General features: G+C 61.5%; 27 protein-coding genes and 1 other RNA gene. 24 read left to right on the plus strand and 4 right to left on the minus strand.

All coding sequences use genetic code 11. The features are described 5' to 3' along the window. The first annotated feature begins 90 nt into the window (after positions 1–90). The 4 genes from rnpB to ACQY5P_RS16600 all read left to right on the plus strand — a co-directional run bounded on the left by rnpB (position 91) and on the right by ACQY5P_RS16600 (position 2,583). Positions 91–489: RNase P RNA component class A (gene rnpB, locus ACQY5P_RS16585), an RNA gene on the plus strand. Positions 490–563: 74 nt separating this feature from the next. Beyond that, positions 564–1,049, plus strand: coding sequence for a YajQ family cyclic di-GMP-binding protein (locus tag ACQY5P_RS16590; RefSeq protein ID WP_428407984.1), 486 nt, complete (start codon positions 564–566; stop codon positions 1,047–1,049). Between the two features lie 74 nt (positions 1,050–1,123). Next, positions 1,124–1,372, plus strand: coding sequence for an acyl carrier protein (locus ACQY5P_RS16595; RefSeq protein WP_428407985.1), 249 nt, complete (start codon positions 1,124–1,126; stop codon positions 1,370–1,372). 2 nt (positions 1,373–1,374) lie between these two features. Further along, complete coding sequence (locus ACQY5P_RS16600) at positions 1,375–2,583, plus strand: beta-ketoacyl-[acyl-carrier-protein] synthase family protein (protein WP_428407986.1); 1,209 nt, start codon at positions 1,375–1,377, stop codon at positions 2,581–2,583. An 8-nt stretch (positions 2,584–2,591) separates the two neighbouring features. Here the strand turns inward: ACQY5P_RS16600 and ACQY5P_RS16605 are convergent, their stop codons facing one another. Then, positions 2,592–2,942: a hypothetical protein gene (locus ACQY5P_RS16605; RefSeq protein WP_428407987.1), complete on the minus strand. Its 351-nt coding sequence runs from the start codon at positions 2,940–2,942 to the stop codon at positions 2,592–2,594. A gap of 161 nt (positions 2,943–3,103) precedes the next feature. Here ACQY5P_RS16605 and ACQY5P_RS16610 point away from each other — a divergent pair, with 161 nt between their 5' ends. Continuing rightward, positions 3,104–3,967: a bifunctional transcriptional activator/DNA repair enzyme AdaA gene (locus ACQY5P_RS16610; protein WP_428407988.1), complete on the plus strand. Its 864-nt coding sequence runs from the start codon at positions 3,104–3,106 to the stop codon at positions 3,965–3,967. 20 nt (positions 3,968–3,987) lie between these two features. On the opposite strand, the gene ACQY5P_RS16615 is transcribed toward ACQY5P_RS16610, so the two are convergent. After that, on the minus strand, positions 3,988–5,526 hold the full coding sequence (locus ACQY5P_RS16615; RefSeq protein ID WP_428407989.1) for a serine hydrolase domain-containing protein: 1,539 nt from the start codon (positions 5,524–5,526) through the stop codon (positions 3,988–3,990). A 95-nt stretch (positions 5,527–5,621) separates the two neighbouring features. On the opposite strand from ACQY5P_RS16615, the gene ACQY5P_RS16620 reads away from it, so the two are divergent. Both ACQY5P_RS16620 and ACQY5P_RS16625 read left to right on the plus strand, forming a co-directional pair. Beyond that, positions 5,622–5,954, plus strand: coding sequence for a PadR family transcriptional regulator (locus tag ACQY5P_RS16620; protein ID WP_428407990.1), 333 nt, complete (start codon positions 5,622–5,624; stop codon positions 5,952–5,954). A gap of 1 nt (position 5,955) precedes the next feature. Next, a complete protein-coding gene (locus ACQY5P_RS16625; protein ID WP_428407991.1) occupies positions 5,956–6,519 on the plus strand; it encodes a hypothetical protein in 564 nt (187 codons plus the stop codon). Positions 6,520–6,522: 3 nt separating this feature from the next. On the opposite strand, the gene ACQY5P_RS16630 is transcribed toward ACQY5P_RS16625, so the two are convergent. Continuing rightward, positions 6,523–7,032 carry a pyridoxamine 5'-phosphate oxidase family protein gene (locus tag ACQY5P_RS16630; RefSeq protein WP_428407992.1) on the minus strand — a complete coding sequence of 170 codons (510 nt, stop codon included), beginning with the start codon at positions 7,030–7,032 and terminating at the stop codon, positions 6,523–6,525. 120 nt (positions 7,033–7,152) lie between these two features. Between ACQY5P_RS16630 and ACQY5P_RS16635 the strand changes: the two genes are divergently transcribed. Further along, positions 7,153–7,758 carry a hypothetical protein gene (locus ACQY5P_RS16635; protein ID WP_428407993.1) on the plus strand — a complete coding sequence of 202 codons (606 nt, stop codon included), beginning with the start codon at positions 7,153–7,155 and terminating at the stop codon, positions 7,756–7,758. 81 nt (positions 7,759–7,839) lie between these two features. Here ACQY5P_RS16635 and ctrA read toward each other — a convergent pair whose 3' ends face one another. Next, positions 7,840–8,541: a response regulator transcription factor CtrA gene (gene ctrA / locus ACQY5P_RS16640; RefSeq protein ID WP_375201051.1), complete on the minus strand. Its 702-nt coding sequence runs from the start codon at positions 8,539–8,541 to the stop codon at positions 7,840–7,842. 434 nt (positions 8,542–8,975) lie between these two features. Between ctrA and ACQY5P_RS16645 the strand changes: the two genes are divergently transcribed. The 16 genes from ACQY5P_RS16645 (at position 8,976) to ACQY5P_RS16720 (ending at position 25,492) form a co-directional block, all read left to right on the plus strand. Beyond that, the gene (locus ACQY5P_RS16645; RefSeq protein WP_428407994.1) at positions 8,976–9,335 is read left to right on the plus strand and encodes a hypothetical protein; all 360 of its coding nucleotides are present in this window, start codon (positions 8,976–8,978) and stop codon (positions 9,333–9,335) included. Between the two features lie 272 nt (positions 9,336–9,607). Further along, positions 9,608–10,090, plus strand: a complete 483-nt coding sequence (locus tag ACQY5P_RS16650; protein ID WP_428407995.1) for a division/cell wall cluster transcriptional repressor MraZ — start codon at positions 9,608–9,610, stop codon at positions 10,088–10,090. After that, positions 10,090–11,100, plus strand: coding sequence for a 16S rRNA (cytosine(1402)-N(4))-methyltransferase RsmH (gene rsmH, locus ACQY5P_RS16655; protein WP_428410681.1), 1,011 nt, complete (start codon positions 10,090–10,092; stop codon positions 11,098–11,100). The genes ACQY5P_RS16650 and rsmH overlap by 1 nt, the downstream gene beginning before the upstream one ends. Position 11,101: 1 nt before the next feature. Next, positions 11,102–11,476, plus strand: a complete 375-nt coding sequence (gene ftsL, locus ACQY5P_RS16660; protein ID WP_428407996.1) for a cell division protein FtsL — start codon at positions 11,102–11,104, stop codon at positions 11,474–11,476. A gap of 30 nt (positions 11,477–11,506) precedes the next feature. Next, positions 11,507–13,285 carry a peptidoglycan D,D-transpeptidase FtsI family protein gene (locus ACQY5P_RS16665; RefSeq protein WP_428407997.1) on the plus strand — a complete coding sequence of 593 codons (1,779 nt, stop codon included), beginning with the start codon at positions 11,507–11,509 and terminating at the stop codon, positions 13,283–13,285. Next, positions 13,282–14,718 carry a UDP-N-acetylmuramoyl-L-alanyl-D-glutamate--2,6-diaminopimelate ligase gene (locus ACQY5P_RS16670; protein ID WP_428407998.1) on the plus strand — a complete coding sequence of 479 codons (1,437 nt, stop codon included), beginning with the start codon at positions 13,282–13,284 and terminating at the stop codon, positions 14,716–14,718. Before ACQY5P_RS16665 ends, ACQY5P_RS16670 begins: the two co-directional genes overlap by 4 nt. Beyond that, positions 14,718–16,184 carry a UDP-N-acetylmuramoylalanyl-D-glutamyl-2,6-diaminopimelate--D-alanyl-D-alanine ligase gene (locus ACQY5P_RS16675; RefSeq protein ID WP_428407999.1) on the plus strand — a complete coding sequence of 489 codons (1,467 nt, stop codon included), beginning with the start codon at positions 14,718–14,720 and terminating at the stop codon, positions 16,182–16,184. The genes ACQY5P_RS16670 and ACQY5P_RS16675 overlap by 1 nt, the downstream gene beginning before the upstream one ends. Beyond that, on the plus strand, positions 16,185–17,318 hold the full coding sequence (gene mraY, locus ACQY5P_RS16680) for a phospho-N-acetylmuramoyl-pentapeptide-transferase (protein ID WP_428408000.1): 1,134 nt from the start codon (positions 16,185–16,187) through the stop codon (positions 17,316–17,318). Between the two features lie 8 nt (positions 17,319–17,326). Further along, positions 17,327–18,739 (plus strand): UDP-N-acetylmuramoyl-L-alanine--D-glutamate ligase, encoded by a 1,413-nt coding sequence (gene murD, locus ACQY5P_RS16685; RefSeq protein WP_428408001.1) that lies wholly within the window; start codon positions 17,327–17,329, stop codon positions 18,737–18,739. Then, on the plus strand, positions 18,736–19,872 hold the full coding sequence (locus ACQY5P_RS16690; RefSeq protein ID WP_428408002.1) for an FtsW/RodA/SpoVE family cell cycle protein: 1,137 nt from the start codon (positions 18,736–18,738) through the stop codon (positions 19,870–19,872). Before murD ends, ACQY5P_RS16690 begins: the two co-directional genes overlap by 4 nt. Further along, on the plus strand, positions 19,869–20,969 hold the full coding sequence (locus tag ACQY5P_RS16695) for a UDP-N-acetylglucosamine--N-acetylmuramyl-(pentapeptide) pyrophosphoryl-undecaprenol N-acetylglucosamine transferase (RefSeq protein ID WP_428408003.1): 1,101 nt from the start codon (positions 19,869–19,871) through the stop codon (positions 20,967–20,969). Before ACQY5P_RS16690 ends, ACQY5P_RS16695 begins: the two co-directional genes overlap by 4 nt. Positions 20,970–21,029: 60 nt before the next feature. Then, the gene (gene murC / locus ACQY5P_RS16700; protein ID WP_428410682.1) at positions 21,030–22,433 is read left to right on the plus strand and encodes a UDP-N-acetylmuramate--L-alanine ligase; all 1,404 of its coding nucleotides are present in this window, start codon (positions 21,030–21,032) and stop codon (positions 22,431–22,433) included. After that, on the plus strand, positions 22,396–22,794 hold the full coding sequence (locus tag ACQY5P_RS16705) for an immunity protein Imm33 domain-containing protein (RefSeq protein WP_428408004.1): 399 nt from the start codon (positions 22,396–22,398) through the stop codon (positions 22,792–22,794). The genes murC and ACQY5P_RS16705 overlap by 38 nt, the downstream gene beginning before the upstream one ends. Before the next feature lie 3 nt (positions 22,795–22,797). Beyond that, positions 22,798–23,718: a UDP-N-acetylmuramate dehydrogenase gene (gene murB / locus ACQY5P_RS16710; RefSeq protein ID WP_428408005.1), complete on the plus strand. Its 921-nt coding sequence runs from the start codon at positions 22,798–22,800 to the stop codon at positions 23,716–23,718. Then, positions 23,715–24,641 (plus strand): D-alanine--D-alanine ligase, encoded by a 927-nt coding sequence (locus ACQY5P_RS16715; RefSeq protein ID WP_428408006.1) that lies wholly within the window; start codon positions 23,715–23,717, stop codon positions 24,639–24,641. The genes murB and ACQY5P_RS16715 overlap by 4 nt, the downstream gene beginning before the upstream one ends. Then, positions 24,638–25,492 carry a cell division protein FtsQ/DivIB gene (locus ACQY5P_RS16720; RefSeq protein ID WP_428408007.1) on the plus strand — a complete coding sequence of 285 codons (855 nt, stop codon included), beginning with the start codon at positions 24,638–24,640 and terminating at the stop codon, positions 25,490–25,492. Before ACQY5P_RS16715 ends, ACQY5P_RS16720 begins: the two co-directional genes overlap by 4 nt. The last annotated feature ends 1 nt before the right edge of the window (position 25,493 follow it).

Consider the following 25,493-nt stretch of genomic DNA (forward strand, 5'->3'; position numbering starts at 1 on the left):
TTCACCATATAGGAGCGCAGCCCGGCCTCGTGAACCGGGGATATCAGCAGCCTTGACCCCGCCTCAATAGACCGCCACATCCTTCCTTCGCCAGACGGTCGGACGGCCGCCGGCGGCTTTTGCCGCGGGAGGAAAGTCCGGGCTCCATGGAGACAAGGCGCCGGGTAACGCCCGGCCGGGCCTCTTAGTGATAAGGGGCCCGAGGGAAAGCGCCACAGAGAACGAACCGCCTCATTCATGGGGCAAGGGTGAAAAGGTGCGGTAAGAGCGCACCGCCGGACCAGCAATGGGACGGGCATGGCAAGCCCCGCCTGGAGCAAAACCGAATAGGGACAGCGCGCCGCTTATTCCTTTTTGAATTGGGGCAGGCGTGTCTTCGCGCTGAGCTGTCCGGGTTGGTTGCTTGAGCGCGTCAGCAATGGCGCGCCTAGAGGAATGGCCGTCCCTTCGCAAGAAGGACAGAACCCGGCTTATAGACCGTCTGGCGTATTGTTTTCGATTGCTTGCGGGCGCCGCTGAATCCCGCAAGAGATTTTTACGGATCAAATGAAGAGGCCATCGCCATGCCGTCTTTCGACATCGTTTCCGAAGTCAATCTCTCCGAGGCGGACAACGCCGTTCAGAATGTGATGCGCGAGATTGCCACGCGTTACGATTTCAAGGGATCGAAATCGACCGTCGAATTGAAAGACGGCGTCATCACCATTTTCGCCGATGACGATATGAAGCTGCGTCAGATGCACGAGATTTTGCAGGGCAACATGCAAAAGCGCGGCATTGAGCCGGGCTCCCTCGATTATCAGAAAGAGGAGCCCGCGGCGGGACAGTCCGTGCGCCAGCAGGTGAAGATCAAGGAAGGCATCGACAAGGAGCTCGCCAAGAAGATCGTGAAGGCGATCAAGGCCGAGAAATTCAAAGTCCAGGTGGCGATCCAGGGCGAGGAGCTGCGCGTCACGGGCAAGAAGCGAGACGACCTTCAGGAGGTGATCGCCTTCGTCAAGGGAATGAAGCTCGAACAGCCGCTGCAATACCAGAATTTCCGGGACTGATCCCGCCAAAATGACCCCCGGCCTAGGCTTTTCAGGCGGTCTCCGCTAAGACCGGTGGAGGAATGGAGGGATCAATGGCGGAACTGGAACCGACCCTGTTGGAGATCATCAAGGACCATGCGGTGGGGCTGACGGGCGAACTCAATCGCGACACGCCCATCGCCGATCTCGGCATCGATTCCTTTTCCGTTGTCGAAATCATCTATGAAGTCGAGGAAAAGCTCGGCGTCGAAGTGCCGTTCAACGCCAATGAAAATCCGTTTGGCGATATGTCGACGGTGGGCGAACTGGTCGACGCTCTCGACAAGCTTATCAAGAAATAGACATGAGTCGGAATGTCGTCGTCACCGGAATGGGCGCGGTCACGCCGCTGGGCGCGAATGTCGCGGATTTCCGGGAAGGGCTTTTTGCGGGCCGCTGCGCCATTGAAAAGCGCGAATATACGATAGAGAAATTTTCCCTGACGGTTCCGGTCGCGCCGGTAGATGGTCTCGAGGCGCGTATCAAAAACCTCGGGCCGCATCTGATGCGCGCCGACCGGTTTTCGCAGCTTGCCGCGCTGGCCGCTGAAGAAGCCGCCGCGCAATCGGGTCTTGAATTTGACGAAGCTTTGGGCGCGCGCACGGCCTGCATCATCGGCACAGGGATCGGCGGACAGTCGACTTTCGACGATGGCTATACGGCGATGCTGTGCCGTGAGCGGCGCCCGCACCCGCTGACGATCCTTAAAGTCATTCCCAACGCGGCGGCGAGTCATTTGACGATCAAATACGGCGTCAAGGGGCCGGCCTTTGCGGTGTCGAGCGCCTGCGCCACCGGGGCCCATGCGATCGGCGTGTCCGCGGAACTGATCAAATCCGGCGCGGCGGACGTCGCCTTCGCCGGCGCCAGCGAGGCGATCCTGTGTTACGGCGCGCTCGAAGCGTGGAAGGCCATGCATATCCTCGCGGATGAGACCTGCCGGCCGTTCTCGAAAAACCGCAAAGGCCTCGTCATTGGCGAAGGCGCGGGCGTCCTGATGCTGGAAGAAGAAGAGCATGCGAAGAAACGCGGCGCGCAAATCCTCTGCCGGCTCGCCGGCTTCGGCATGAACGCTGACGGCAAGGATATGATCAATCCCGACATGAACGGCGCCGCCGGAGCGATGAAGCTGGCGCTTAAAGACATTTCTGCCGCAGATCCGTCGCGGGTTTACATCAACGCCCACGGCACCGGCACGCTCTTGAACGACCCGACGGAAACCAGGGCGATCCGCTCGGTTTTCGGCGAAGGCGCAGACAGGCTGCCCGTGTCCTCGACGAAATCCATGCACGGGCATCTGCTCGGCGCAGCGGGCGGCATTGAGGCGATCGCCGCGATTCTCGCCCTGCGCGAAGGCGTTGTTCCGCCCACGGTCAATTACGACGAGCCGGATCCCGATTGCGACCTTGACTACGTTCCCAATGAAGCGAAAGAGCGCGACATTGCTGTCGCGCTCTCCAATTCGTTTGCGTTTGGCGGTCTCAACGCCGTGACGGCGTTCGAGAAAGTCTAGACGCCGAACTACGCAGCAGCCTTTTTCGGCGAAATGCTGTGAATGCTCGCGCGCATCCAGCGGAACCCGCCGATCATCAGGACCAGCCCGATATAGCGCACGATGTAAATGCCGAGATCGTTCTTGAAGCTTTTCGCCATGCCGGCGATCGCCGAATAGACCGATTGCAGCTCCGCGCCCGATGCGCCCATGGCCGCGATCGGCCAGACCGTGCGGTCGATGAGAAGGGCGAGAAGGCCCGCTTTCCAGATATTGCCATTGCCCTGGGCGAACATGGCGAACAGGAAGGCGAGGATGACGGCGCGGGGCAGATCCGCGCCGGAAAAACCGATACCGATGATATAATTGAGATCTTCCATTGAGGATCTCCTCCGGATTGTTGCCCGGATATTTAGGCGCCATTAGGGTTAACGGCCCGTAAAAGCAGAGCCCGGTCCTCGCAAGATTCGGGTGTCGAGGGCCGAATTTTCGCCCCATAGAAAGGCGCATCGGCAGTTTTTTCTAAAGGCGCATGAGCACCATGTCCGTTGAGCTAAATCCCGTCCGTCTTGAAGCCCTTGAGCCTGTGGCCAGGGCGATCGATTTCCTTACCGCCAATGCGGAGATCCATCCGGGCCTTGAGGAAACGGCGGCCCATGTGGGCCTCTCCCCGGCGCATTTCCAGCGCATGTTCAAGGCGGGGGCGGGCGTGTCGCCCAAGCGCTTCCTGCAATATCTCGCCGCGCAGGAAGCCAAGCGCGCCATCGCCGAGGGCGAGGATGTTCTGTCTGCGTCCTTTTCCGCCGGGCTTTCCGGATCCTCGCGGCTCCATGACCTTTTCCTCGCGTCGGAAGCCATGACGCCCGGCGACTATCGCCGCCGGGGCCAGGGCCTTGTCATTCGTTACGCCTTTCTTAACGGCCCTCTTGGCCGGGTTCTCATCGGCGCGACAGATAAAGGAGTTTGCTGGCTGAGTTTTGCTGAAGAAGGCGGCGACGAGTTCCACCTTTCCGAGATGACGCAGGACTGGGATGCGGCGGCGTTTGTTCAGGACCAAGATTATGTGACGCCGCTCGCGGCGCAGGCCTTCGCCTTCGCCTTGAACCGAAAACTCGACGAGCCGTTGCGGCTGCATGTGCGCGGCACCAACTTCCAGTTGAAAGTCTGGGAGGCGCTGTTGAAAATCCCTTACGGCGCGCGTTGCACCTATGGCGACATCGCATCCGAGATCGGCAAGCCGAAAGCCAACCGCGCTGTCGGCGCCGCCGTCGGCGCCAATTTGATTTCCGTCCTGATCCCCTGCCACCGGGTGATCCTGTCGTCCGGCGTCATTCACAATTACCGCTGGGGCGTCGCGCGGAAAAAGGCCGTGCTGGCGATGGAGGAGGCGGTCAGCGCGGCCTAGACGTCATGACTTGGGCCGGGTCACGTCTCTTTTGATTTTCGCGCAAGAAGCAAATTGAACAGAGCACCCGTCAGCAAAGCAAGGATCGCGGGGATCATGAGCCGCATTTCGTGAAGCGGAATTTCATCTCGAAAAACCACGCCCCGCCGCCAATAGATGAAGTCAGAAAAGAACGTTATAGAGGCCGCTGCGACCATAATGACGCCGAAGATGATGGCGACAAGCCGGACCAGCTTTCGAAAAGCGCCCTGCTGACGCGGCCATAAGGCAAGACGGGCGCCCCTATTGCGGATAGCGTGCGCAGCGCGCGCGAAGAACAGCAGCGCGGCGGCGCCGATCACGGCGGTTGCGATGCTCAGATTGCGGGTCAGCGCATAGTCTTCCCGGCAAATGTCTTCAGCGCGGCGTTCACGCCGCCAGGATTTCCAGGCGCATGAAAGATCGATCTCGAACTGCGCGCCGGTGGTGCTGTTGGTGAGAAAGTAAAATCCCTGACGGGTTTGCGGCATGAAATAGATTTGCGCATGCCACGAAGAGTTGTTTCCGCCATGTCCGAAAAGCAAGCCTTCGCCGGTCTGCTCGCGCGTATAACTCATGGCGTAGTTGTCGTTTACGGAAACGGGATCGAGCGCCTGTTGCACAAATTCCGGCGACAAGACGCCGCCGCTATCGCCCATCTGCGCTTCGAGAAAAGCGCGCATGTCGGCGCCGGAAGCGTAAAGCCCCGCTGCGGCGAGCGCATGAAACTTCATCTCCGGCAAAACATCCCCCTTGTAGTTAAAGCTTTGCGATAAGGGCCTGATGTTTTCCGGCGTAAAATCCGCCGTCTTCATTCCCGCCCGGCGCAAGACGCGATCCCGCATATAATCGGAAAAGCTCCGTCCGCTTACATCCTCAATCATCATCTGCAGCACTGAGTAACCGCCGCCTGAATAGACGCGCCGGACTCCCGGTTCTCTTACGATGCGGATCGGATAATCCGTCGATGCTGACTCTGCGAGCGAGGCCGGAGGATAATCAGCCTCGCGAAAAAGCCGGTGTTCGGGCTCCGTGAGCGACGGATAGCCGGCATAACCGTGCACATTTGTTCCCGCCGTATGCTGCAGCAATCGCCGCACCGTCGCGCCGGAGGCGTCATGCTCGCCGGCCGGGAACGTCCATTGCTTCAAATACAGCGCCGCCGGCGCATCCAGATCGATAAGCCCGTCATCGGCAAGCGCCAGCACGCCCCAGGCCGCCACGGGTTTCGATACGGAACCGATATTGAAAGCAGTGTCGGCCGTAACGGCGATCCCGTTCTTGCGGTCGGCGAAACCGACGCCGCCGCCATGGAACGACCCATCGGAAAGAACGCCGACATAGGCGCCGGTCACCCCATATTTCTCGGCTTTAACGCTTGCCTCCCTGAGAAGAAGAGCCGACGCAGCCTCCGCATCAAGATCGCCGGGAATGCTCATCGGCCGCCGCGCATCATGGAACACAGCCAAGCCCCAGCAGAGAAGCGCGGCGCCGAAGGCGAGCTTTAGGCTGTGACGTTTCAGTATGAGGCCATCCCCCATTTTGGATCATATACATCGTAATACGATATACTATAATTTAGCAAGGCATCGGGCATAATGCGGCTGAAACAGATGAGAGCCAGGCAGGCTGGAACATGGCGCGGGCGGAAACGAACTGGGAAACCCAGATGCGAAAAGGGCTGTCGGAGTATTTCGTCATGCTCGTCCTGGCCGCATCGCCCGCCCATGGCTACAAAATCGCCTCGGATCTTCGCGAGCTTGAAATTTTCGACATGGGCGAAGGCACGCTCTATCCGCTGCTGGCCCGACTGACGGCGCGCGGGTTCATAAAGCCGGCATGGGCGACGGACGGCCCGGGGGCGGCGAGAAAAGTCTATTCGCTCACCAGCCAGGGCCGGCGTGAGCTGAGCCGGATGAAGGCGCTATGGCGAAAGCTCAATGACTCCCAAAACCTTCTCGGAGGATGAGATGAATATATCCCAACGCAATCCATTGACGGCGCCGGAGGCGAGAAAACTTTGGAACAGCTATCTCGCCGCGTTGAGAAAGCACAGGCGCGGCGCAGACAAAAAAGAGTGGCGCTGCTTCGAACAGGACATCCAGCTTCATGTTCTTGAGCATCTGGCGCAGCACAATGATCTGTCCGAGGAGCAACGCCTTCGCGATGCGCTGGAAGCCCTTGGTTCGGCGGAGGAGATCGCCGCCGCTTTTATTCGCCAGGCCCCTATGGGGTCGAGCAGCCTCCCGGCGGCTATCGCGGTCGGGGTCGTCGCCTCAAGCATCGCTCTGTTGCGCAGCTTGCTGTTAATTCTCGCAGTCACATTCTTCGCCATGGGCGCTGCGCATCTCTTCAACAAAGATGTCGGACTCTGGCTTCACGGCGGCTGGGACTGGTCTCTTTCCTTTGAAAAGCAGGAAGGCGCCCAACAGGCGCTCCGGGGTTTCTTTTCGCCGGCGGCCATAGTGTTGGCGGCAATGCTTGCAGGATGTTCTTTTATTTTGCCTCGCCGAGACGGCGCGCGTCGCCTGTAGCCGCTAAGCCGCGAAACGGAAATGATTGCGTTCGCCCAAGTCCTCCGGCGGATCGTCGGTGAAATTGCCCTTGGCGATGCGCCAGGCGAAAGCAAAGGGATTGCCCGAGGACGCCCAGATGGATGCGTCTTCGAGTTTTAGCTGCAACAGCGTGAGATTGGGATCGTCCTTGCCTTCGGCGTACCAGGCGGCGGCGACCGGGTTCCAGTATTCCTCGACCTTGGCGCGGTCGAGATTTTCAACGAGCGCGCCGGTGGCGCAGGCGTGAAAATGACGGCTTTTGGAAACGACGGTGAACACCGCCTTGCCGCCCGTTGCTTCAATGGCGCCGAGAAGGTCGGAATCCTTTTCCGTGAAGAACCAGATCGAATTCGCATCCGGGTCGCAATAAGGCGACATGGGCTGCAAGTGCTGGCCGCTGCCTTCGACGCCGAGCATTCCTTCATTGACATCTTTAACCTCATCCCAGAACAGGGCTTGCGGGTTTTCGCGGGCTTGCTTGAGGTCTGACATTGGCGGCTCCGGGGTGAGGGGTTTCGCTCCGGTAACGCACGCGCCGCCCGCTTTGTTCCCGCAATAGGCGAGGAAGGGAGCGTCTGGTAAAGCTTGTCCGTTTGTTTCGGGAGACTCTTGATGAGCATTGAGCTGTTTGCCTGCGCCGGCGGCGCGATTTATCTCCCAACCCGCGACGGCGCGCTTGTCTCCCGCGAGGATGGCGGCAATTTGATCGTTTTTCCGTCACGCAGAGTGTGGGAGCGGAGCGAACTGACGCTGGAGGAGTTGCGCAATTGGTCCTGTCTCGTCGCGGCGGCGGGGGCGGCGATGCTCAAAACCCTGCCGCAGCTTGATGGCGGCTGCATCAATTACTGGGAAGCGGGCAACTGGGCCCTTAATCCGCTGGCGCCGCCTGAAGGCGACAAGCGCGCGCCGGATCACCGCAGCATGCACCTGCATTTGCTCGGCCGCAGCCGAACGGCGAAAGACCCGAACTGGCGCTGGGGCGAATCCCCGGTTTTCCCGCGCTATGCGGAGCGCAATGACTGGCTCCATGCGGAGGATCGTCTGGCGCCGGCGGAAACGAGTGCGATCGTCAACGAGACCGCGCGGATTCTGGCGGACAAATATGGCTTCGCGCCGGCCGATATCGGTCCCGTCGCCGTTTGTCCCTCTTGCTCCTATCCGACCGCGTTAAAAAACGGCGCTGCGCCGGCGCCATGCGTCGAATGCGCGGCGCAATGAAAAACGCCCCGGACAAGTCCGGGGCGTTTTTTTAGTGGTGCAAGTTTTTTAGAGTATGCGTCGCGTAAGCTAGAGGGAGATTTACGCGACGGATTGGGCTTTTTCCTCCTGCGGGTCGCGAAGAACATAGCCGCGCCCCCAGACTGTTTCGATGTAATGCTCGCCTTGTGTCGCAGCAGCGAGTTTTTTACGCAGCTTACAGATAAAGACGTCGATGATCTTGAGCTCGGGCTCGTCCATGCCGCCATAAAGGTGGTTGAGGAACATTTCTTTCGTCAGCGTCGTGCCTTTGCGGAGCGAGAGAAGCTCCAGCATCTGATATTCCTTGCCGGTGAGGTGGACGCGCTGGCCCGCGACCTCTACCGTTTTCGCGTCGAGATTGACGACGAGGCGGCCGGTGGTGATGACCGATTGCGAGTGGCCTTTCGAGCGGCGCACGATGGCGTGGATGCGCGCAACGAGCTCGTCCTTGTGGAAAGGCTTGGTCATATAGTCGTCGGCGCCGAAGCCGAGGCCGCGCACTTTGGTCTCGATGTCGCCCTGACCCGTCAGAATGAGGATCGGCGTGTTGACCTTGGCGACGCGCAGAGACTTCAGCACGTCGAAGCCTGTCATGTCCGGCAGGTTCAGGTCGAGAAGAATGATATCGTAGTCGTAGACTTTGCCGAGATCGACGCCTTCTTCACCGAGATCGGTGGTGTAGACATTGAACCCGTCCGACTTCAGCATCAGTTCGATGCTTTGCGCCGTCGCGCCGTCGTCTTCGATCAGCAGAACCCGCATGTGTCCGTCTCCTGTTGGCGCGACGTTCCCCTCGAAAACACCCGCGCTCTTTTCGCGTTATCGGCGGGAAGTTAACGACGATAAGCTTTCATAATGGTTAACAGCGTGAATCAAATTCGCTGGTTTGTCGGGGGCTTTTTAAGGCCGCAAAAACACTTGTTACTGGCGAGCCTCAGTGTTTGCTTGATTTGCGGCTCCTGTCATTAAGCATAATGGACTTTTTCACTGTTAAAGCGGTTCACCAATTTACCGGCGCTTAAGCACGCCCTGTTAACAAGAGCGAGGCCCGGCGCCGGGAGCGTCATATCGGAGTCGAAACAGGGTGATGTCTCGCTTCGGACGATGCGTGCACAGTCTGGACCCAGGCGTGACGCGGCTAGAGATTGGACAAGCCGGGCGAAGCATCGCTCGTATAAACGCAGGGAGGGCCGGGCATGATGATGACTGAAAAAGAACTCACTGCGCTGGCGACATTGTTGCGCCTTGCGCGGGAAGAGCGCGCCGCCCTTGCCGAAGATCTCGACGACCTTCTCGCCGCCAGCGAGGCGGCGGAGCGGTCGCTCGCGCTTTCAAGCATCGCGCCTGCAGTTCCGGCCGGCGACAACGGCGCCCGCCGGCGACGCATCCTGGCGATGCTGGCGACCTATGAAGAGGCCGAAGCCGCCGCTCGCGAAAAACTCATGGCGGCGACCGAACGCGCATTGCAGCTCGAAGCGCTCATGAGCCAGAGCGGAACAGAAAAATTGTTTGGCGCCGCGCGTCCCAAGCTCGCCGCCGCCTGCAGCATTATCTGAGGCTTTCAAAGCGGCGGCGCCGTGAAACTTTTCCACACGCGCCGTGGAAAATTCATCTTTTGTTAACCGGTGTTTAACGATCCTTGGCGGTAAGTGATTCGGTGATGTTCCGTTTCTGTTCCGGAATCGTCGTGAGAAAATCGCGGCCAAAGGCGAATGAGTCTTTGACCGCCCATAAATTCCCATGTTATCCCATAATTTCCCAAATAATTGGGCTTGGGACGGCGCGCGCCCGGCGATGAGCGGCGGGCGCCGCGGCGGAGGGATGCGGCATGCGGCGCGGGGCCGGGGCCCGGTTTTTCGGGTCCTATGTCAACAAGATCGATGCGAAGGGACGCCTGGCGACGCCGGCGGCGTTCCGGCGCGTCCTAGATCTCGCGACCGACAACGTCATCTATTGCCTTCCGTCGACGGAAGAGCCCTGTCTTGAATGCGGCGGAGCGGAGTACATCGATTATCTTCTCGCCATGATCGAGGATCTCGATCCGTATTCGGAAAAGCGCGTCGCGCTTGAGCGCGCCATGGCGACGCAGATGACGCCGGTTCCGACCGATCCGGAAGGACGCATCAATCTGCCGGAAGAGCTGCGCAAACATGCGCAACTGAACGGTCAGGCGCTCTTCGCCGGTCATGTCCGCTCGTTTCAGATCTGGAATCCGGAACTCTTTGCCGCGCCGCTCGACCAGGCGAAGAAAATCGCCAATGACGCGAAGCGGTCGCTGCGCAATCCGAAACCGGAAGGAGACGCGGCGTGATGGTCCATGTCTCCAAACACAAGCCGGTCATGCTGCAGGAAATCCTTGCTGCGCTCGCGCCGAAAAAGGGCGGCGTCTATGTGGATGCGACGGTCGGCGATGGCGGCTATACGCGCGCGATCCTCAACGCCGCCGACTGCATCGTTTACGGCTTTGATCGCGATCCGACGGCGATCGAGCGCGCAAAGGAATGGGCGAAAGAATTCGCCGGGCGCTTGTTTCTTATCAACCGGCCTTTCGCCGAGATGCGAGAGGCGTTGAACGAGCGCGGCGTCGAAGTCGTGGACGGCATTGTTTTCGATATCGGCGTTTCCTCCATGCATCTCGACGAGGCGGAGCGCGGCTTTTCCTTCCGTAATGACGGGCCTTTGTCCATGCGCATGGATGGCGGCAAGCCCGACGCCGCCGACGTTATCGCCCGCGCCGACGCGCCGGATCTCGCCGCCATTTTCCGCCGCTACGGCGAGGAAAACCGGGCGAGCGCGCTCGCCCGCGCCATCATCCGCGAGCGCGAAAAAGCGCCGATCACGACAACGGGCCAACTGGCGTCCATCGTCGAAAAAGCGACGCCAGGCGCCGGGCGGCTGAAGATTCACCCGGCGACGCGCGTCTTTCAGGCGCTGCGCATCTTCGTCAATGACGAGCTCGGCCAGCTTATTGCGGGGCTGCGCGCGGCGGAGCGATTGCTGCGTCCTGCGGGGCGGCTTGTGGTTGTGGCGTTTCACTCGCTAGAGGACCGCATCGTGAAACGGTTTCTGGCGAACCGCGTGGAGGCGAAAGGCGGCGGCTCGCGCCATTTGCCGCCGACCGACCGGCCGCCGGCGTCGTTCGAACTTCTCTATCCCCGGGCGGTCGAGCCGTCGGAAAAGGAAATTTCGGAAAATCCGCGCGCCCGCTCGGCGAAAATGCGCGCAGCGGTGAGAACCGAGGCCCCGCCGGCGCCGGATGGCGACGACGCGCTCGGCGCGCCTAAAGAAATCAGACTGTCTTTCATGCACGGAGGAAAATAAAATGATCCGTATAACAACCATATTTCTGTGCGTCTTGCTGGCCGCGGCGGCGTTTGGCCGTTACCGCGCGGAAGTCTCCGTTCGCGAGCTGCGCGAAGACATCGAGAATATCGAAACCAGCCAGGTTGAGGAGTTGCGGTCGATACAGATGCTGCGCGCGGAAATCGCCTATCTAGAAAACCCCGACCGGCTGGCGAAAGTGGCCGCATCGAAAACCGATCTTCGCCCGTCGGACATGGATCAGCTCGTCAACGCGCGCGAATTCGCAGCGCTGATCGGCGGCGCGGATTATGTCGCGGAAGAAGACGCGCCTGCGCCCGATGGCGACGTCATTATGAACGCGCTCGCCATGGCGCAGCTGGCGGATGCGCAGTAGGATTTAACTTAAGCAAGGAAAGTTCCGCCGGTGTTTCTTAGGAAGCCCAAACGCTCAAAACCCAAGGCCTATGTCATCGCCGAGGCCGGCGGCGCCGAGCCGGATCCGAAGGCGTTGAAGGTGCGCGCGCTGGGCGCCCGTGGCCGCGTCGCGGAACGCGCGCGCATGCGGATCATGATGTGCGCTTCCGTTTTTGTCTTTGTCTTCGCGGCGCTCGGCGTGCGGCTCGCCTTCATTTCCTTTGGCGGCATGGGCGCGCCGGAGCGTTACGCCGCCGCGCCAAGCGCCGCCGCGCCGCGCACCGAAATCGTCGATCGCAATGGCGCGCTCCTTGCCGTCGACGTGCCCGTAATCGCGCTCGAGGTGGCGGGCAATGAAGTCTGGGATGCGAAAGAAGCGGCCGAGCAACTTGCGGGCGTCCTGCCGGATATCGACGCCGCCGACTTGGAGGAAAAACTTTCCGAAGGCCGCTACATGGAAGTGCGCGCAGACCTGACGCCGACGGAGCGCAAGGCGGTGTTCGATCTCGGCCTGCCAGGCGTTCGTTTTGCGGCGCGGGTCAAACGCTTTTTCCCGCAAGGCGATCTCGCCGCCCATGTCATCGGCCATGACGAACCGGGCAAGGGCGGGGTCATGGGACTCGAGAAAACCGCCAACCGCTATCGCGGGAAAGAGCCCATGCGCGCCAGCATCGACATCCGCGTGCAGCAGATTCTCGAAGAAGAACTCGCCGCCGATATGGAGAAATTCTCGCCCGAAGCCGCCTGGGGCGCGGTCATGGATGTGGAGACAGGCGAGGTCATCGCGCTGGCGAGCCTTCCCGATTTCGATCCCAATGCGCCGGGCGCCGTCGCGGCGGATTCCCGCCGCAATCGCGCCACCTATGACCGCTACGAACTCGGCTCCGCCTTCAAGACGTTTACGGCGGCGGCGGTGATCGAGGAAGGGCTGGGGCGGGAGTCGACAACCTATGACGCGCGCGGAAGTTTTAAGGTCGCCGACCGGCGCATTTCCGATTTCCATGGCGAAAACCGCATCCTGACCCTGTCTGAAGTCGTGCAATATTCATCGAACATCGGCGCGGCGCGCATGGCGCTCGAGCTCGGCGCGGACAAGCAACAGCGTTATCTCGAAGCGCTCGGGCTTTTCTCAGCCTTGCCGCTTGAGATTGCCGAAAATCGCGAGCCCGATCTTCCCTGGCAATGGGGACCGGTCGAGACCGCGACGATTTCCTACGGCCATGGCATCGCCGTGACGCCGTTGCATCTCTTGGCGGCGTTCTCTGCCGTCGTGAATGGCGGGGAATATCGCACGCCGCATTTCCTTGCGACCACAAAGACGGAACAAGGCTCGCGTGTCTTTTCGAAGGAGACGAGCGCCGTTATGCGCCGCATTCTCCGCCGCGTCGTCACCGATGGCACGGCGAGCTACGCAGAAGCCGACGGATTTTTCCCGATCGGCAAGACCGCGACCGCGGATAAGAAATCCGACACAGGCGGCTACAACACAAATGCACGCATAGCGAGCTTCATCGGCGCCGTGCCGGGCTATGCGCCGCGCTATGCGATCCTTATCACCTATGACAATCCGCAGCCGGCGGAAGGCACCTACGGATATGCGACTGCGGGCTGGAATGCGGCGCCGGCCTTTTCGCGTTTCGTGACGCGCGCCGCGCCTTTGCTCGGCCTCGCGCCGGTCAATGAATCGACAGCGCTTGCGTCCTTCGTCAGCGGAGAACCGCCCGAACTGCGTAGAGAAGCACGGCTCGCAACTCATACATCCGCGAACGGTGGAGGCGGGGCGCCATGAGGCTTTCCGAACTCGCCTATGAGACGATCAAGCCCGATCCGCAGATCGACGGGCTGACCGCCGACAGCCGCGCCGTCTCGCGCGGCTTTCTCTTTGCGGCTTTGCCCGGCGTTAAAACCGACGGCGCCAAGTTCATCCGCCAAGCAGAGGAAAACGGCGCGGCGGCAGTGCTCGCTTTGCCGGGCGTGACATCGAACCTGCCCGTCATCACCGACGCCGAACCGCGGCGGCGCCTCGCCCAGATGGCGGCGCGGTTCTATCCGCGCCAGCCGGAGGTGGTCGCAGGCGTCACCGGCACCAACGGGAAGACGTCGACGGTGCGATTTGCAGCGCAGCTCTGGGCGTTGCTTGGGCTCGAAGCCGGCAGCATAGGGACGCTCGGCGCGCAATCGCGCGTTTATGAGCGCCCGCTCGCACATACTACGCCGGATCCGGTGATGCTCCACGAAACGCTCGACGCCATGGCGCGCGCCGGCGTCACCCATCTCGCCATGGAAGTTTCAAGTCACGGGCTCGTTCAGCATCGCGCCGACGGCGTTCAGTTCCGCGTCGCCGGGTTTACGAACATCACTCAGGATCATCTCGATTATCACGCGTCTTTCGAGGATTATTTCGCCGCGAAAGGGCGGCTCTTTTCCGATCTTCTGTCGAAAGGCGGAACCGCAGCCATCAATATGGACGGCGAAGGCGCCGAAGGCGTCATCGAACTCGCCCGCGCGCGCAATCTGCCGACGATCCAGACGGGCGTCAAAGGACGCGATGTGCGGCTCGTCGACTGCAAGGCGCATATGGCCGGGCTCGCCCTTGAAATCGAATGCGGCGGCTATCGTTATCGCGCCGACCCGCCGCTCATTGGCGGGTTTCAGGCGGAGAATGCGCTGCTCGCCGCAGGCATCGTCATCGGCGCGGGCGCGAAAGCCTCGGACGTCATGCTCCAGCTCGCCAATATCGAAGGCGCGCCGGGCCGCATGGAATATGTGACCGAAATCGACGGCGGCGGCGTCTATGTGGACTACGCCCACACGCCCGACGCCGTCGCAACGGCGCTGAAAGCGATCCGCCCCCATGCGCCGGGCAAAGTGATCGCCATTATCGGCGCCGGCGGCGACCGTGACAAGACAAAGCGGCCTCTGATGGGAGCTGCGGCGAAAGAGAATGCCGACTTCGTCATCGTGACAGACGACAATCCGCGTACGGAAAATCCGGCGTCGATCCGGGCGGAGATTTTGAAAGGCTGCCCGGAGGCGAAGGAAATCGGCGACCGGGGCGAGGCCATCGCGGCTGGGGTCGCGATGCTGTCGGAGGGGGATGTGCTCCTGATCTTGGGGAAGGGGCATGAAGCGGGGCAACAGGTGGGGGATCAGGTCTTTCCGTTCGATGACGCCAGCGTCGCGCGCGACGCCGTCTCGGACCGGATGAAGGAGCTCGGGTGATGGCGAAAGAGAGAATGCAGGATTTGTGGAACGCCTATGAAGCCGCGGCCGCAACCGGCGGCGCCTTATGCGCGCGCGGCGGCGACCCGAAACGCTGGACGGCGGAGGAATGGTCGGCGGGCGGCGTTTCCATCGACACGCGCACCCTGAAGCCCGGCGATATTTTCGTGGCCTTACGCGACGCGCGCGACGGACATGAGTTTTTGAAAAGCGCGTTCGAGGCGGGCGCATCGGCAGCGCTTGTGGCGCGCGCGCCGGAAGATGCGCCGGAAGGAGCGCCATTGCTGGTGGTCGGCGATACGCTGGAAGGTTTGCGGGATCTCGCCCGCGCTGCGCGCACACGCAATTTCGGCAAGCGCATCGGGGTGACGGGGAGCGCCGGCAAGACCTCGACTAAGGAAATCCTGCGCGCCGTCTTGGGCAGCGACGGCGTCGTTCACGCGGCGGACAAGAGCTTCAACAATCACTGGGGCGTGCCGTTGACGCTGGCGCGGCTTCCCATGCGCGCCGATTACGGCGTCTTTGAAATCGGCATGAACCATGGGGGCGAGATCACGCCGCTGACCAAGCTCGTGCGCCCTCACGCCGCAATTGTGACGACGGTCGCTGCGGCGCATCTTGAATTCTTCGACTCGCTTGAAGGGATCGCCGAGGCGAAAGCGGAAATCTTTCTGGGCCTCGCCCCCAGCGGCGTCGCCATCCTTCCTTTCGACAATGAATTCTTCCCGCTGCTCAAGAAACGCGCGGAGGAGGCGGGCGCGGCGAGTTTCGTTTCCTTTGGCGAAAAGGACGGCGCGGACTTTCAGCTTCTCGATTATCAGGCCCATGGCGCCGGCGCGAAACTCAAAGCGAAGATCAAGGGCGAAACTGTCGAGTTTTTCGCCGGCATTCCCGGCCGTCATCAGGCGACGAACATGCTCGCCGCGCTTGCCGCCGCCGATGCGGTCGGCTGTCCTCTCGACGGGGCCATCCGCGCGCTCGCCAATATCGCGCCCGCCGAGGGCCGCGGCGCCCGCACGCAGATCACCGTCGAGGGCGGATCGGCGACCCTGATCGACGAGAGCTACAACGCCAACCCAGCCTCCATGGCGGCGGCGATCGGGCTTCTCGGGGCGTCGGAACCTTCAGGCAAGGGGCGGCGGATCGCCATCCTCGGCGAAATGCTGGAGCTTGGGCCGGAAGGCCCTGGATTGCATGAAAAACTTGTAACAGCGCTGGTTGCGGCGAAGGTTGACCGGGTCTACGCAGCGGGCCAATTGATGCGCCATCTCTGGGATGCGCTGCCGCCGTCGATGCGCGGCCTTCACGCCGGCGACGCCGTCGGCCTCGTTGGCCCGGTGCTGGACGCTGTCGGTCCCGGAGATGTCGTCATGGTCAAGGGATCGAACGCCTCGAAAGTGAGCGCCGTCGCGCGCGCGCTGAAAGAGAGCGGCGTCATGGAAGAACAAAAAGAAAGCCGGACTTAAATGCTCTATCACCTGCTGACCCCGCTTGCGGATCAGTTTCAGCTTTTCAACCTCTTCAATTACCTGACCTTCCGGACGGGCGGCGCGGTGATGACCGCGCTCATCATTTCGTTTCTCATTGGGCCGTCGCTGATCCGCTGGATGCGCAGGAAGCAGGGGCGCGGCCAGCCGATCCGCGCTGACGGCCCGCAGACGCATATCATCGAGAAAGCCGGCACGCCCACCATGGGCGGCGTGCTCATTCTCCTGTCGCTAACCATCGCGACCTTCCTCTGGGCGCGGCTCGACAATATCTATGTCTGGATCGTGATGGGCGTGACGCTGGCGTTTGGCGCCCTCGGCTTCATCGACGATTACATGAAAGTGACGAAGCAATCGGCGGACGGCGTCGTCGGCAGTCTGAAGCTGGTCGTTCAGTTCGCCGTGGCTCTTCTTGCCGGCTGGCTCTGCATGGATGCGCTTTCCCATGCGCCGGATGCGCCAACGGGTCTCGCGACTTCTGTGGGTGTTCCTTTCGTGCCGCTCTCTATCTTCCAAAACTGGTTCAATGCGCCGGGCGTCCCGCTCGGTTTTATGATTATACCTTTCGCCGCCTTCGTCATTGTCGGCGCGTCGAATACGGTGAACCTGACCGACGGTCTCGACGGGCTGGCGACGGTGCCGGTGATGATTGCTGCGGGCGCCTATGCGCTGATCGCCTATCTCGTCGGCAATACGATCTACGCGAATTATCTCGGCGTGCCCTTCGTGCCGGGCGTCGGCGAGCTTACCGTCATTTGCGGCGCGATTATCGGCGCGGGGCTCGGCTTTTTGTGGTTTAACGCACCGCCGGCGGCGATCTTCATGGGCGACACGGGATCGCTGGCGCTGGGCGGAGCCATCGGATCGATCGCCGTCGCAGCGAAGCATGAGATCGTGCTGGCGATTGTCGGCGGACTTTTCGTCCTTGAGGGGCTGTCGGTGATGATCCAGATCGCGTCGTTCAAACTGACGGGCAAGCGCGTCTTCCGCATGGCGCCGATCCACCACCATTTCGAACAGCTCGGCTGGAAAGAATCGACCATCGTCATCCGCTTCTGGATCATCGCCTTCATCCTGGCGATGATCGGCCTCGCCACTCTGAAACTGCGTTAGGGGAAGCGATGATCCTGATCCCTGACGTCAAGAAAAAGAAATTCGGCGTTTTCGGCCTTGGTCTGAGCGGCGTCGCAACCTGCGAGGCGCTAGCCGCATCGGGCGCGCAGGTTTATTCTTTCGACGAGAACCGTCAGGCGCGCGACAAGGTCGCCGACACCGAATATCGTTGCGAGCATCCGAAAAACTGGCCGTGGAAAGAACTCGATGCGGTCATCGTTTCGCCGGGCGTGCCGCTAACCCATCCCAAACCCCATGCGATCGTGCGCAAGGCGAAGTTGGAAAAGGTGGATGTCATCGGCGATACGGAACTTTTCGCGCGCGCCCTTAACGCGCTTGAACCGCGGGCGCGGCCCGCGATAATCGGCGTCACCGGCTCCAACGGCAAGTCGACGACGACGGCGCTCATCGGCCATATGCTGAAACAGGCGGGCGAAGACGTCTATGTGGGCGGCAATATCGGCGAGGCGGTCCTCTCCATGCCGCCCTTTGAGAGCGATGCGATCTATGTGCTGGAGCTGTCATCGTTTCAGCTCGATCTGACGCAGTCGCTTCATGTCAATGCGGCGGTCTTTCTGAACCTGTCGCCTGATCACATCGAGCGTCACGGCTCCGTCGACGGTTATCTCGAAGCGAAGAAACGCATCTTCCTCAACCAGACGGCGGAAGACCTTGCGGTAATCGGCGTCGATGACGATTACGCGCAAAGCGTCTGCACCGAATTGATGGCCAGCGGGCCGGCGGAAGTGCGCCCCGTCTCCGCAGGCAGCGCGCTCGGCCGCGGCGTCTACGCGCTTGAAGACAAGATCTATTACAATCTCGACGGCAAGACGGCGCTCGCCGGCGATCTTTCGACCGCGCGCTCCTTGCGCGGCGCGCATAATCACCAGAACGCCGCCGCCGCTGTCGCCGTGTGCGAAAAATTCGGTGTCGATCCGGCGCTGGCGGTGAAATCCGCGCTTCGGTACGAAGGCCTGCCGCACCGCATCGAAGAGGTTGGGCGCAACGGCAAGGTGCTCTTCATCAACGATTCCAAAGCGACGAACGCCGACGCCGCGGCCCGGGCGCTCGCGACGTTCACGGATATTTTCTGGATCGCCGGCGGCAAGCCGAAAGACGGCGGCGTCGAAAGCCTCATCCCCATGATGGATCGCGTGCAGGCGGTCTATCTCATCGGCGAAGCGGCGGCGGAGTTTGAAAAACAACTGAGCGGCGCCGTCAAATGCGTGCAGTGCGGCGATCTTGAAAAAGCTGTCGCCGCCGCCGCGAAGGACGCAGCGAAATCGGATGTGAAAAATCCCGTGGTGCTCTTGTCGCCGGCCTGCGCCTCCTACGATCAGTTCAAAAATTTCAACGAACGCGGCGAGGCTTTCCGCAATCTCGTGTCGGAGCTTTCCGCAACCAATGGAGAAGCGGCGTGAGGCGTCTGTCGCGGCTTGATGAGTCTCCTTTCGCGCGGCTGTGGTGGTCTATCGACCGCCCGGCGCTTGGCGTTTTATTGTTGATCATCGTTATCGGCGGCGTTGTTCTCATGGCGGCGAGCCCTTCCGCGGCCTTGCGCAAGGGAATTTCCAGCGAGTTCCATTTTCCGCTGCGCCAGCTGATGTTCATGGGGCCGGCCATGTTCGTGGTGATGGCGGTCGCCTTCCTATCCCCGCTTCAGGCGCGCCGCCTCGGCGTGATTGTGTTTCTCGGCGGTATCGCCCTGATGATCTATCTGCTTCTCTTCGGCGCGGAGATTAATGGCGCGAAGCGCTGGCTCTATCTCGGCGGCATGTCGCTGCAGCCGTCGGAATTTGCGAAGCCCGGTTTTGTCGTCGCCGCTGCCTGGATGCTGGCCGAGGGGGCGCGCGACCCGAAATTTCCCGGCGGCGCCATCGCTATCGGGCTTTACGGATTTTTTGCGCTGCTCTTGCTTCTGCAACCTGACTTCGGCCAGTGGGCGCTGATCACCGCGGTCTGGGCGGTGATGTTTTTCGTCGCCGGCTGGAGCTGGCTGTGGATCGCCTTACTCGGAATGGTGGGCATGGGGGCGCTCACCGCCGGTTATTATCTCTCCGACCATGTCGCGGCGCGCGTCGACGGGTTTTTTAATCCCGAAAGCAACGAGACCTATCAGGTGGACCGCGCGGTCGAAACCATCGCCAATGGCGGGCTGATCGGCCGGGGCGAGGCGCCGCCGGTGAAGACCATGTTGCCCGACGCCCATACGGATTTCATTTTCGCTGTGGCGGGGGAGGAGTTCGGCTTTCTCCTGGCTCTGCTCATCATCATTCTCTTCGCCATTTTCACCGCGCGGATCATGACAGTGGCGGCGGGGCTCAAAAGCGTCTTCGCGCAATGCGCGGCGACGGGCCTTGCCGCGCTCATCGGTTTTCAGGCGATCATCAATATCGGCGTGTCGCTTCGCGCGCTGCCCGCAAAAGGAATGACCCTGCCGTTCATTTCCTATGGCGGGTCGTCGCTGCTTGCGACGGGGCTGACGGTGGGGCTGATCTTCGCGCTCACCCGCACGCATCAGGGCGTCTTCCGCCGCAAGGACATCATGCCGTGACGATAGCTGGACCCATCGCGCTCGCGGCGGGGGGAACCGGCGGGCATCTGTTTCCGGCCGAAGCGCTGGCGCAGGAGCTGAAGCGGCGCGGTCATCGCGTGCTGCTGGTCACCGATGCGCGCGGCGCGCGCTATGCGCAGAACTTTCCGGCCGACGAGCGGTTTGAAATATCCGCCGCAACGCCCTCCATCGGCGGGCCTGTCGCCAAAGCTGCGGCGGCGGTTTCGATTGCTTTGGGCCTCTTCACCTCACTGCGCGAATTCAGAAAAAGAAAACCTGCGGCAGCGGTGGGGTTTGGCGGTTATCCGTCGCTGCCCGCCATGAAGGCGGCGGAGCTGATGCGGATTCCTTACGGCGTTCATGAACAGAACGGCGTCCTCGGCCGCGCCAACCGGCTGCTTGTGAAGAAAGCAGCGTTCACCGCGCATGCCTTTCCGGTTCTTGAAAAACTGCCCGCAGGCGTTTCCACGATTGAAGTCGGCAATCCCGTGCGCGATGCGGTGAACCTGGTCGCCAATACGCCTTTTCCGCCGCTCGACGGCGACATTCATCTCTTGATCTTCGGCGGCAGTCAGGGCGCGAGCATTTTCTCCGAAGCGCCGGTGAAAGCGATCGCCGGGCTGACGCCCGATTTGCGCAAGCGTCTCGTCGTCACGCATCAGGCGCGCGAAAAAGAAATGGAAGCGGTGAAAGCTGGCTATGCGGGTGCGGGCGTCCGCGCGGATGTGGCGCCCTTTTTCACTGACCTGCCGCAACGCATGGCGGCGGCGCATCTTGTGATTTCCCGCGCCGGCGCCTCCACAGTGACGGAGCTTGCCGCCATCGGTCGGCCCTCGATTCTTGTGCCGCTCGCTATCGCCATGGACGATCACCAGACCGGCAATGCCCGGGCGCTAAAGGATAAAAACGCCGCCGTTGTTTTGCCCGAAAATGCGTTTAATCAATATGAACTCGCCGCGCCGCTGGAGGCTTTGCTCACCAATCCGGAGCGGCTTCAGTCCATGGCCGCCAGCGCAAAAGGCGCGGTCAAATCCGGCGCCGCCGCGCGGCTCGCCGATCTGGTAGAGAACATTGCTGCGCAGAAAGCCGCCGCCTGAGTAAAGAGTATTATGACGGGTAAAGACCAATATTCGAAAGTCGATCCGCCTGAGATCAAGGTGCGCCTGCCTTTTGGCGCGGGCGTCGTGCATTTCGTCGGCATCGGCGGCATCGGCATGAGCGGCATCGCGGACGTGATGCGGACGCTTGGCTATGACGTCCGCGGATCCGACGTCGCCGACGGCGCCAATGTCCAGCGCCTTCGCGAGAAAGGCATTCCCGTCGTCATTGGCCACAAACCGCAGAATGTCGAAGGCGCCGACGCGGTGATCATCTCGACGGCGATCAGGCGTGACAATCCGGAAGTCGCCGCCGCGCGCGCGCGCCACATTCCTGTGGTGAAACGCGCCGACATGCTCGCGGAACTGATGCGGCTGAAATGGACCGTCTCTGTCGCGGGCACGCACGGCAAGACGACGACAACGACCATGGTCGCGGCGCTCTTGGACGAAGCGGGGCTCGACCCCACTGTCATCAATGGCGGCGTCATCAACGCCTATGGCGCGAATGCGCGCATCGGCGAAGGCGACTGGATGGTGGTGGAAGCCGACGAAAGCGACGGCACTTTCATCCGACTGCCGACGACCGTCGCCATCGTCACCAATATCGACCCGGAACATTTGGATCACTGGGGCGGGTTTGAAAAACTGCGCGCGGCCTTCGACCGCTTCATTGAAAACACGCCGTTTTACGGCTTCGGCGTCGTCTGCCTCGACCATCCGGAGGTGCAGGCGCTGGTGGGCCGCGTCACCGACCGGCGCCTTATTACTTACGGCGTTAATCCGCAGGCCGATGTGCGCGCCGTCAATATCCGTCACGAAGACGGCGCCAGCCATTACGACATCATTTTCCGCGAGCGCGGGCAGGAGATCGACCGTATCGAGGGCGTGCGCCTGCCCATGCCGGGCACTCATAACGTCCTCAACTCGCTGCCCGCCGCGATTGTGGCGAAGCGCCTCGGCGCCAGCGACGACCAGATCAAGGCCGGGCTTTCCAAATTCGCCGGCGTCAAGCGCCGCTTCACCTCCGCGGGCGAGTGGAAGGGCGTTCATATCATCGACGATTACGGTCACCACCCGGCGGAGATCGCGGCGGTGCTGCGCGCTGCGCGGTCCATCGCCAAGGGTAAGGTCATCGCCGTCGTCCAGCCGCACAGATATACGCGCCTGCGCGATCTCTTCGATGATTTCTGCGCCTGTATGAACGAAGCTGACGTCGCGCTCATCGCCGATGTCTATGCGGCGGGCGAAGCGCCTATTGAAGGCTTCAACCGCGACAGCCTCGTCGCCGGTCTTGAAAGCCACGGCCATCAGGGCGCGCGCGCGCTGAAGAGTTTCGATGAGCTGCCGGGCGTCATCGAAAGCGTTGCGGAAGAGGGCGACTATGTCATCTGCCTCGGCGCTGGGGACATCACAAAATATGCGAATGCGCTGGCGGGTGAGCTTGGCAAGCTCAAACAATAATTTTGAGGCGTTAGTTGTGGCGGACTATTCGGAGCAAAAGCAAATTTGCGCAAAGTACGGCGCTGAGTTCGCTTATGCTCCCGAACAGCTAACTCTAGGAATTTCTCTTTCGGTAAAAGAAGGGATGATGCCTATAAATGGTTTAAGGCATCCTCCCGAAGGAAATACTACAGGCTGGTATATTTACGCCGGACTAGAAGCCTCAACGGCTGATGATTTCTATAAGCCCTTGCATGTATCTCATGTTGACGACTGGTCGCCGTTGATCCGCAAGTATTTGGGGCTGGCTCCCGGATGGCGCTTTTTGATCGCCGACGGCTACGAAGATGTTTGGTTCGATAAAGCGTTGCTGGACGTCTAAGTCATGCAGCAAGTCACCATATCCGATCTCCCGTCCGTCCGTGGGAAATACACCGAGAACGCGGACCTTTCCGCGCTCACCTGGTTCCGCGTCGGCGGGCCGGCGGATGTTCTGTTTTCGCCCGCTGATGAAGATGATCTTGGCGCTTTCCTCAAAGAAACGCCGGAGGAGATTCCGGTCCATGTGATGGGCGTCGGCTCGAACCTTCTCGTGCGCGACGGCGGCGTGCGCGGCGTCGTCATTCGTTTCGGCTCGCCCTTCCGGCAGGTGAAAGTCGACGGCATGCGCGTCACCGCCGGCGCCGGCTGCATCGATGCGCAAGTTGCGAAGGCGGCGGCGAAGGCCGGCGTCGCAGGCCTCGAATTTTTTCGCGGCGTGCCGGGCACCATCGGCGGCGCCATCCGCATGAACGCCGGCGCTTATGGCGGCGAGGTGAAGGATGTTCTTGTTGAGGCGATCGCTTACGACCGGCAAGGCGCGCGTCATGTACTGACCAACGCCGGTCTCGGCTTTTCCTATCGCCATTGCTCGGCGCCCGAGGATTTCATCTTCACGAGCGCGACCTTCGAAGGCCGCCCGGACGATCCGGCGGCGATCGCCGCTCGCATGGAAGAGATCAGCGAAAAGCGCGAGGCGACGCAGCCGATCCGCGAGCGCACCGGCGGGTCCACCTTCGCCAATCCGGATCCTGAAATCTCCGGCGGGCGGAAGTCCTGGCAGTTGATCGACGAGATCGGGGGCAGGGGCCGCGTCGTGGGCGACGCGCAGGTTTCGACCCATCACTGCAATTTCATGATCAACCGCGGAAAAGCGACGGCGGCGGATCTCGAGGCCCTAATCGAGTCGCTTCGTAAAGATGTGTTAACCAAGACCGGCGTTGAGTTGCATTGGGAAATTAAGCGCATAGGAGAGCCGGTCCAGTGACCCGCAAGTACAACCGCATCGCAGTCTTGAAAGGCGGCTGGTCGCCGGAGCGGGAGGTGTCGCTTAACTCCGGCGCGGCGGCGGCGAAGGCGCTGAAGGAAGCCGGCTACGACGTTTTCGAAATCGACGTGAGCCGCGATCTCGCCGCGCGCCTGGCCGAAGCCAAACCCGACGCCGTTTTCAATGCGCTCCACGGCCAGTGGGGCGAGGATGGCTGCGTGCAGGGGCTGCTTGAAATTATGGGCATTCCTTATACGCACTCCGGCGTGCTCGCCTCGTCACTTGCGATGGACAAGCAGCGCGCCAAGGCGATCTTCGAGGATTACGGCATCCCGTCGCCCCCCGGCAAAATCGTGTCGCGGGCCGAGGCGGCGAAGGGCCATGTCATGGAGACGCCCTATGTCATCAAGCCGAATGCGCAGGGCTCCTCTGTCGGCGTCTTTATTGTTAGGAAGGGCGAGAACCGCCCGCCGGAACAGCTTTCCAGCGACAAATGGGACCTTGGCGACGAAGTCCTGGTGGAGAAGTTCATTCCCGGCCGGGAGCTCACCGTCGCCGTCATGGGCGACCGGCCGCTTTGCGTCACCGAAATCACCACATCGCTCGCCTTCTACGATTACGAAGCGAAATACGCCGCCGGCGGGTCGAAACATGTTCTGCCCGCCGACGTGCCGGACGAAGTTACCGAACGCTGCCTCGATCTGGCGCTGCGTGCGCATAATGCACTTGGCTGTCGCGGCGTGTCGCGCTCGGATTTTCGTTACGACTATGAAGCGAGTGGCGAACAGCTCTATTGTCTTGAAGTGAACACCCAGCCGGGTCTCACCGCTACCTCGCTCGCACCGGAGCAGGCGGCGCATCTCGGCATCTCGTTTCCGGAATTCTGCGCCTGGATGGTGGAGGACGCATCGTGCCAAAGGTGAAAAAGAAAACACCAGCAAAATCGCGCCGCAAGTCGCGCAAAAAGCCGAGCGGTTTTTTCGACCGCCTGAGCGCCGTGTGGACCAGCATGTCCCGGGCCGCGGTGGCGGGCTCGGTGCTGGTCGCGTTCGTGGCGCTCGGTTTTCTCTGGGCGGGCGGCTATATCGGCCTTCTCGGCGAGAAACTGAACCGCGTCGCGGGCGCCGGCGCTGTCAGCGCCGGGTTCGAGATCACCCGCATCACCGCGCGCGGCTTTTCCAAAACGGAAGAGGACGATTTGCTTTCAGCTGTGGGTCCGATTGTGGGTTCCTCCATTCTGCATTTCGATGCGGACCGCGCCCGCGCCCGCGTCGAGGAGCTTGGCTGGGTGCGCTCGGCCGCGGTGTCGCGGCTGTTGCCGAACACGGTGCATGTCTCGGTGCGCGAGCGCCAGCCGGCCGCCGTCTGGCAACTCTCCGGCAATCTCCACCTTATCGACAATCAGGGCGCGGTCATTCGTGAGGTGAGCGCTTATGAATATTCCGACCTGCCGCTGATCGTCGGCGCCGGGGCGCCGGACGCCGCCTCGGAAATGCTGCAGGTTCTCGAGCGCGCGTCTGCGATCCAGCAGCGTACATCAGCGCTGATCCGCGTCAGTGACCGGCGCTGGAATTTAAAGACGAAAGACGGCGTCGAAGTGCGGTTCCCGGAAAAAAATCTCGCCGACGCCATGGACTATCTGTCGCGCATCGAGGCGAAAACCGGCTTGCTTGACGAGCCGCTCGAATATGTCGATCTCCGCAATGCCGACAATTTCGTTTACAGGAAACGCGGCGCCGTCGAACTCGACATGCCGCTCGGCCAGGTGAATTGAA

This window comes from Hyphococcus sp. (assembly GCF_965267305.1).
Lineage (GTDB): Bacteria > Pseudomonadota > Alphaproteobacteria > Caulobacterales > Parvularculaceae > Hyphococcus.

Bases quoted from the DNA above. Each gene is read 5' to 3' on its own strand.
- mraY (WP_428408000.1), top strand. From the start codon at position 16,185: ATGCTCTATCACCTGCTGACCCCGCTTGCGGATCAGTTTCAGCTTTTC.
- ftsL (WP_428407996.1), top strand. From the start codon at position 11,102: ATGATCCGTATAACAACCATATTTCTGTGCGTCTTGCTGGCCGCGGCG.
- ACQY5P_RS16650 (WP_428407995.1), top strand. From the start codon at position 9,608: ATGCGGCGCGGGGCCGGGGCCCGGTTTTTCGGGTCCTATGTCAACAAG.
- ACQY5P_RS16635 (WP_428407993.1), top strand. From the start codon at position 7,153: ATGAGCATTGAGCTGTTTGCCTGCGCCGGCGGCGCGATTTATCTCCCA.
- ACQY5P_RS16595 (WP_428407985.1), top strand. From the start codon at position 1,124: ATGGCGGAACTGGAACCGACCCTGTTGGAGATCATCAAGGACCATGCG.
- ACQY5P_RS16620 (WP_428407990.1), top strand. From the start codon at position 5,622: ATGGCGCGGGCGGAAACGAACTGGGAAACCCAGATGCGAAAAGGGCTG.
- ACQY5P_RS16590 (WP_428407984.1), top strand. From the start codon at position 564: ATGCCGTCTTTCGACATCGTTTCCGAAGTCAATCTCTCCGAGGCGGAC.
- ACQY5P_RS16705 (WP_428408004.1), top strand. From the start codon at position 22,396: ATGCGCTGGCGGGTGAGCTTGGCAAGCTCAAACAATAATTTTGAGGCG.
- ACQY5P_RS16615 (WP_428407989.1), bottom strand. From the start codon at position 5,526: ATGGGGGATGGCCTCATACTGAAACGTCACAGCCTAAAGCTCGCCTTC.
- rsmH (WP_428410681.1), top strand. From the start codon at position 10,090: ATGGTCCATGTCTCCAAACACAAGCCGGTCATGCTGCAGGAAATCCTT.
- ACQY5P_RS16600 (WP_428407986.1), top strand. From the start codon at position 1,375: ATGAGTCGGAATGTCGTCGTCACCGGAATGGGCGCGGTCACGCCGCTG.
- ACQY5P_RS16630 (WP_428407992.1), bottom strand. From the start codon at position 7,032: ATGTCAGACCTCAAGCAAGCCCGCGAAAACCCGCAAGCCCTGTTCTGG.
- ACQY5P_RS16605 (WP_428407987.1), bottom strand. From the start codon at position 2,942: ATGGAAGATCTCAATTATATCATCGGTATCGGTTTTTCCGGCGCGGAT.
- ACQY5P_RS16645 (WP_428407994.1), top strand. From the start codon at position 8,976: ATGATGATGACTGAAAAAGAACTCACTGCGCTGGCGACATTGTTGCGC.
- ACQY5P_RS16625 (WP_428407991.1), top strand. From the start codon at position 5,956: ATGAATATATCCCAACGCAATCCATTGACGGCGCCGGAGGCGAGAAAA.
- ACQY5P_RS16675 (WP_428407999.1), top strand. From the start codon at position 14,718: ATGGCGAAAGAGAGAATGCAGGATTTGTGGAACGCCTATGAAGCCGCG.
- ctrA (WP_375201051.1), bottom strand. From the start codon at position 8,541: ATGCGGGTTCTGCTGATCGAAGACGACGGCGCGACGGCGCAAAGCATC.
- ACQY5P_RS16610 (WP_428407988.1), top strand. From the start codon at position 3,104: ATGTCCGTTGAGCTAAATCCCGTCCGTCTTGAAGCCCTTGAGCCTGTG.
- murB (WP_428408005.1), top strand. From the start codon at position 22,798: ATGCAGCAAGTCACCATATCCGATCTCCCGTCCGTCCGTGGGAAATAC.
- murD (WP_428408001.1), top strand. From the start codon at position 17,327: ATGATCCTGATCCCTGACGTCAAGAAAAAGAAATTCGGCGTTTTCGGC.
- ACQY5P_RS16670 (WP_428407998.1), top strand. From the start codon at position 13,282: ATGAGGCTTTCCGAACTCGCCTATGAGACGATCAAGCCCGATCCGCAG.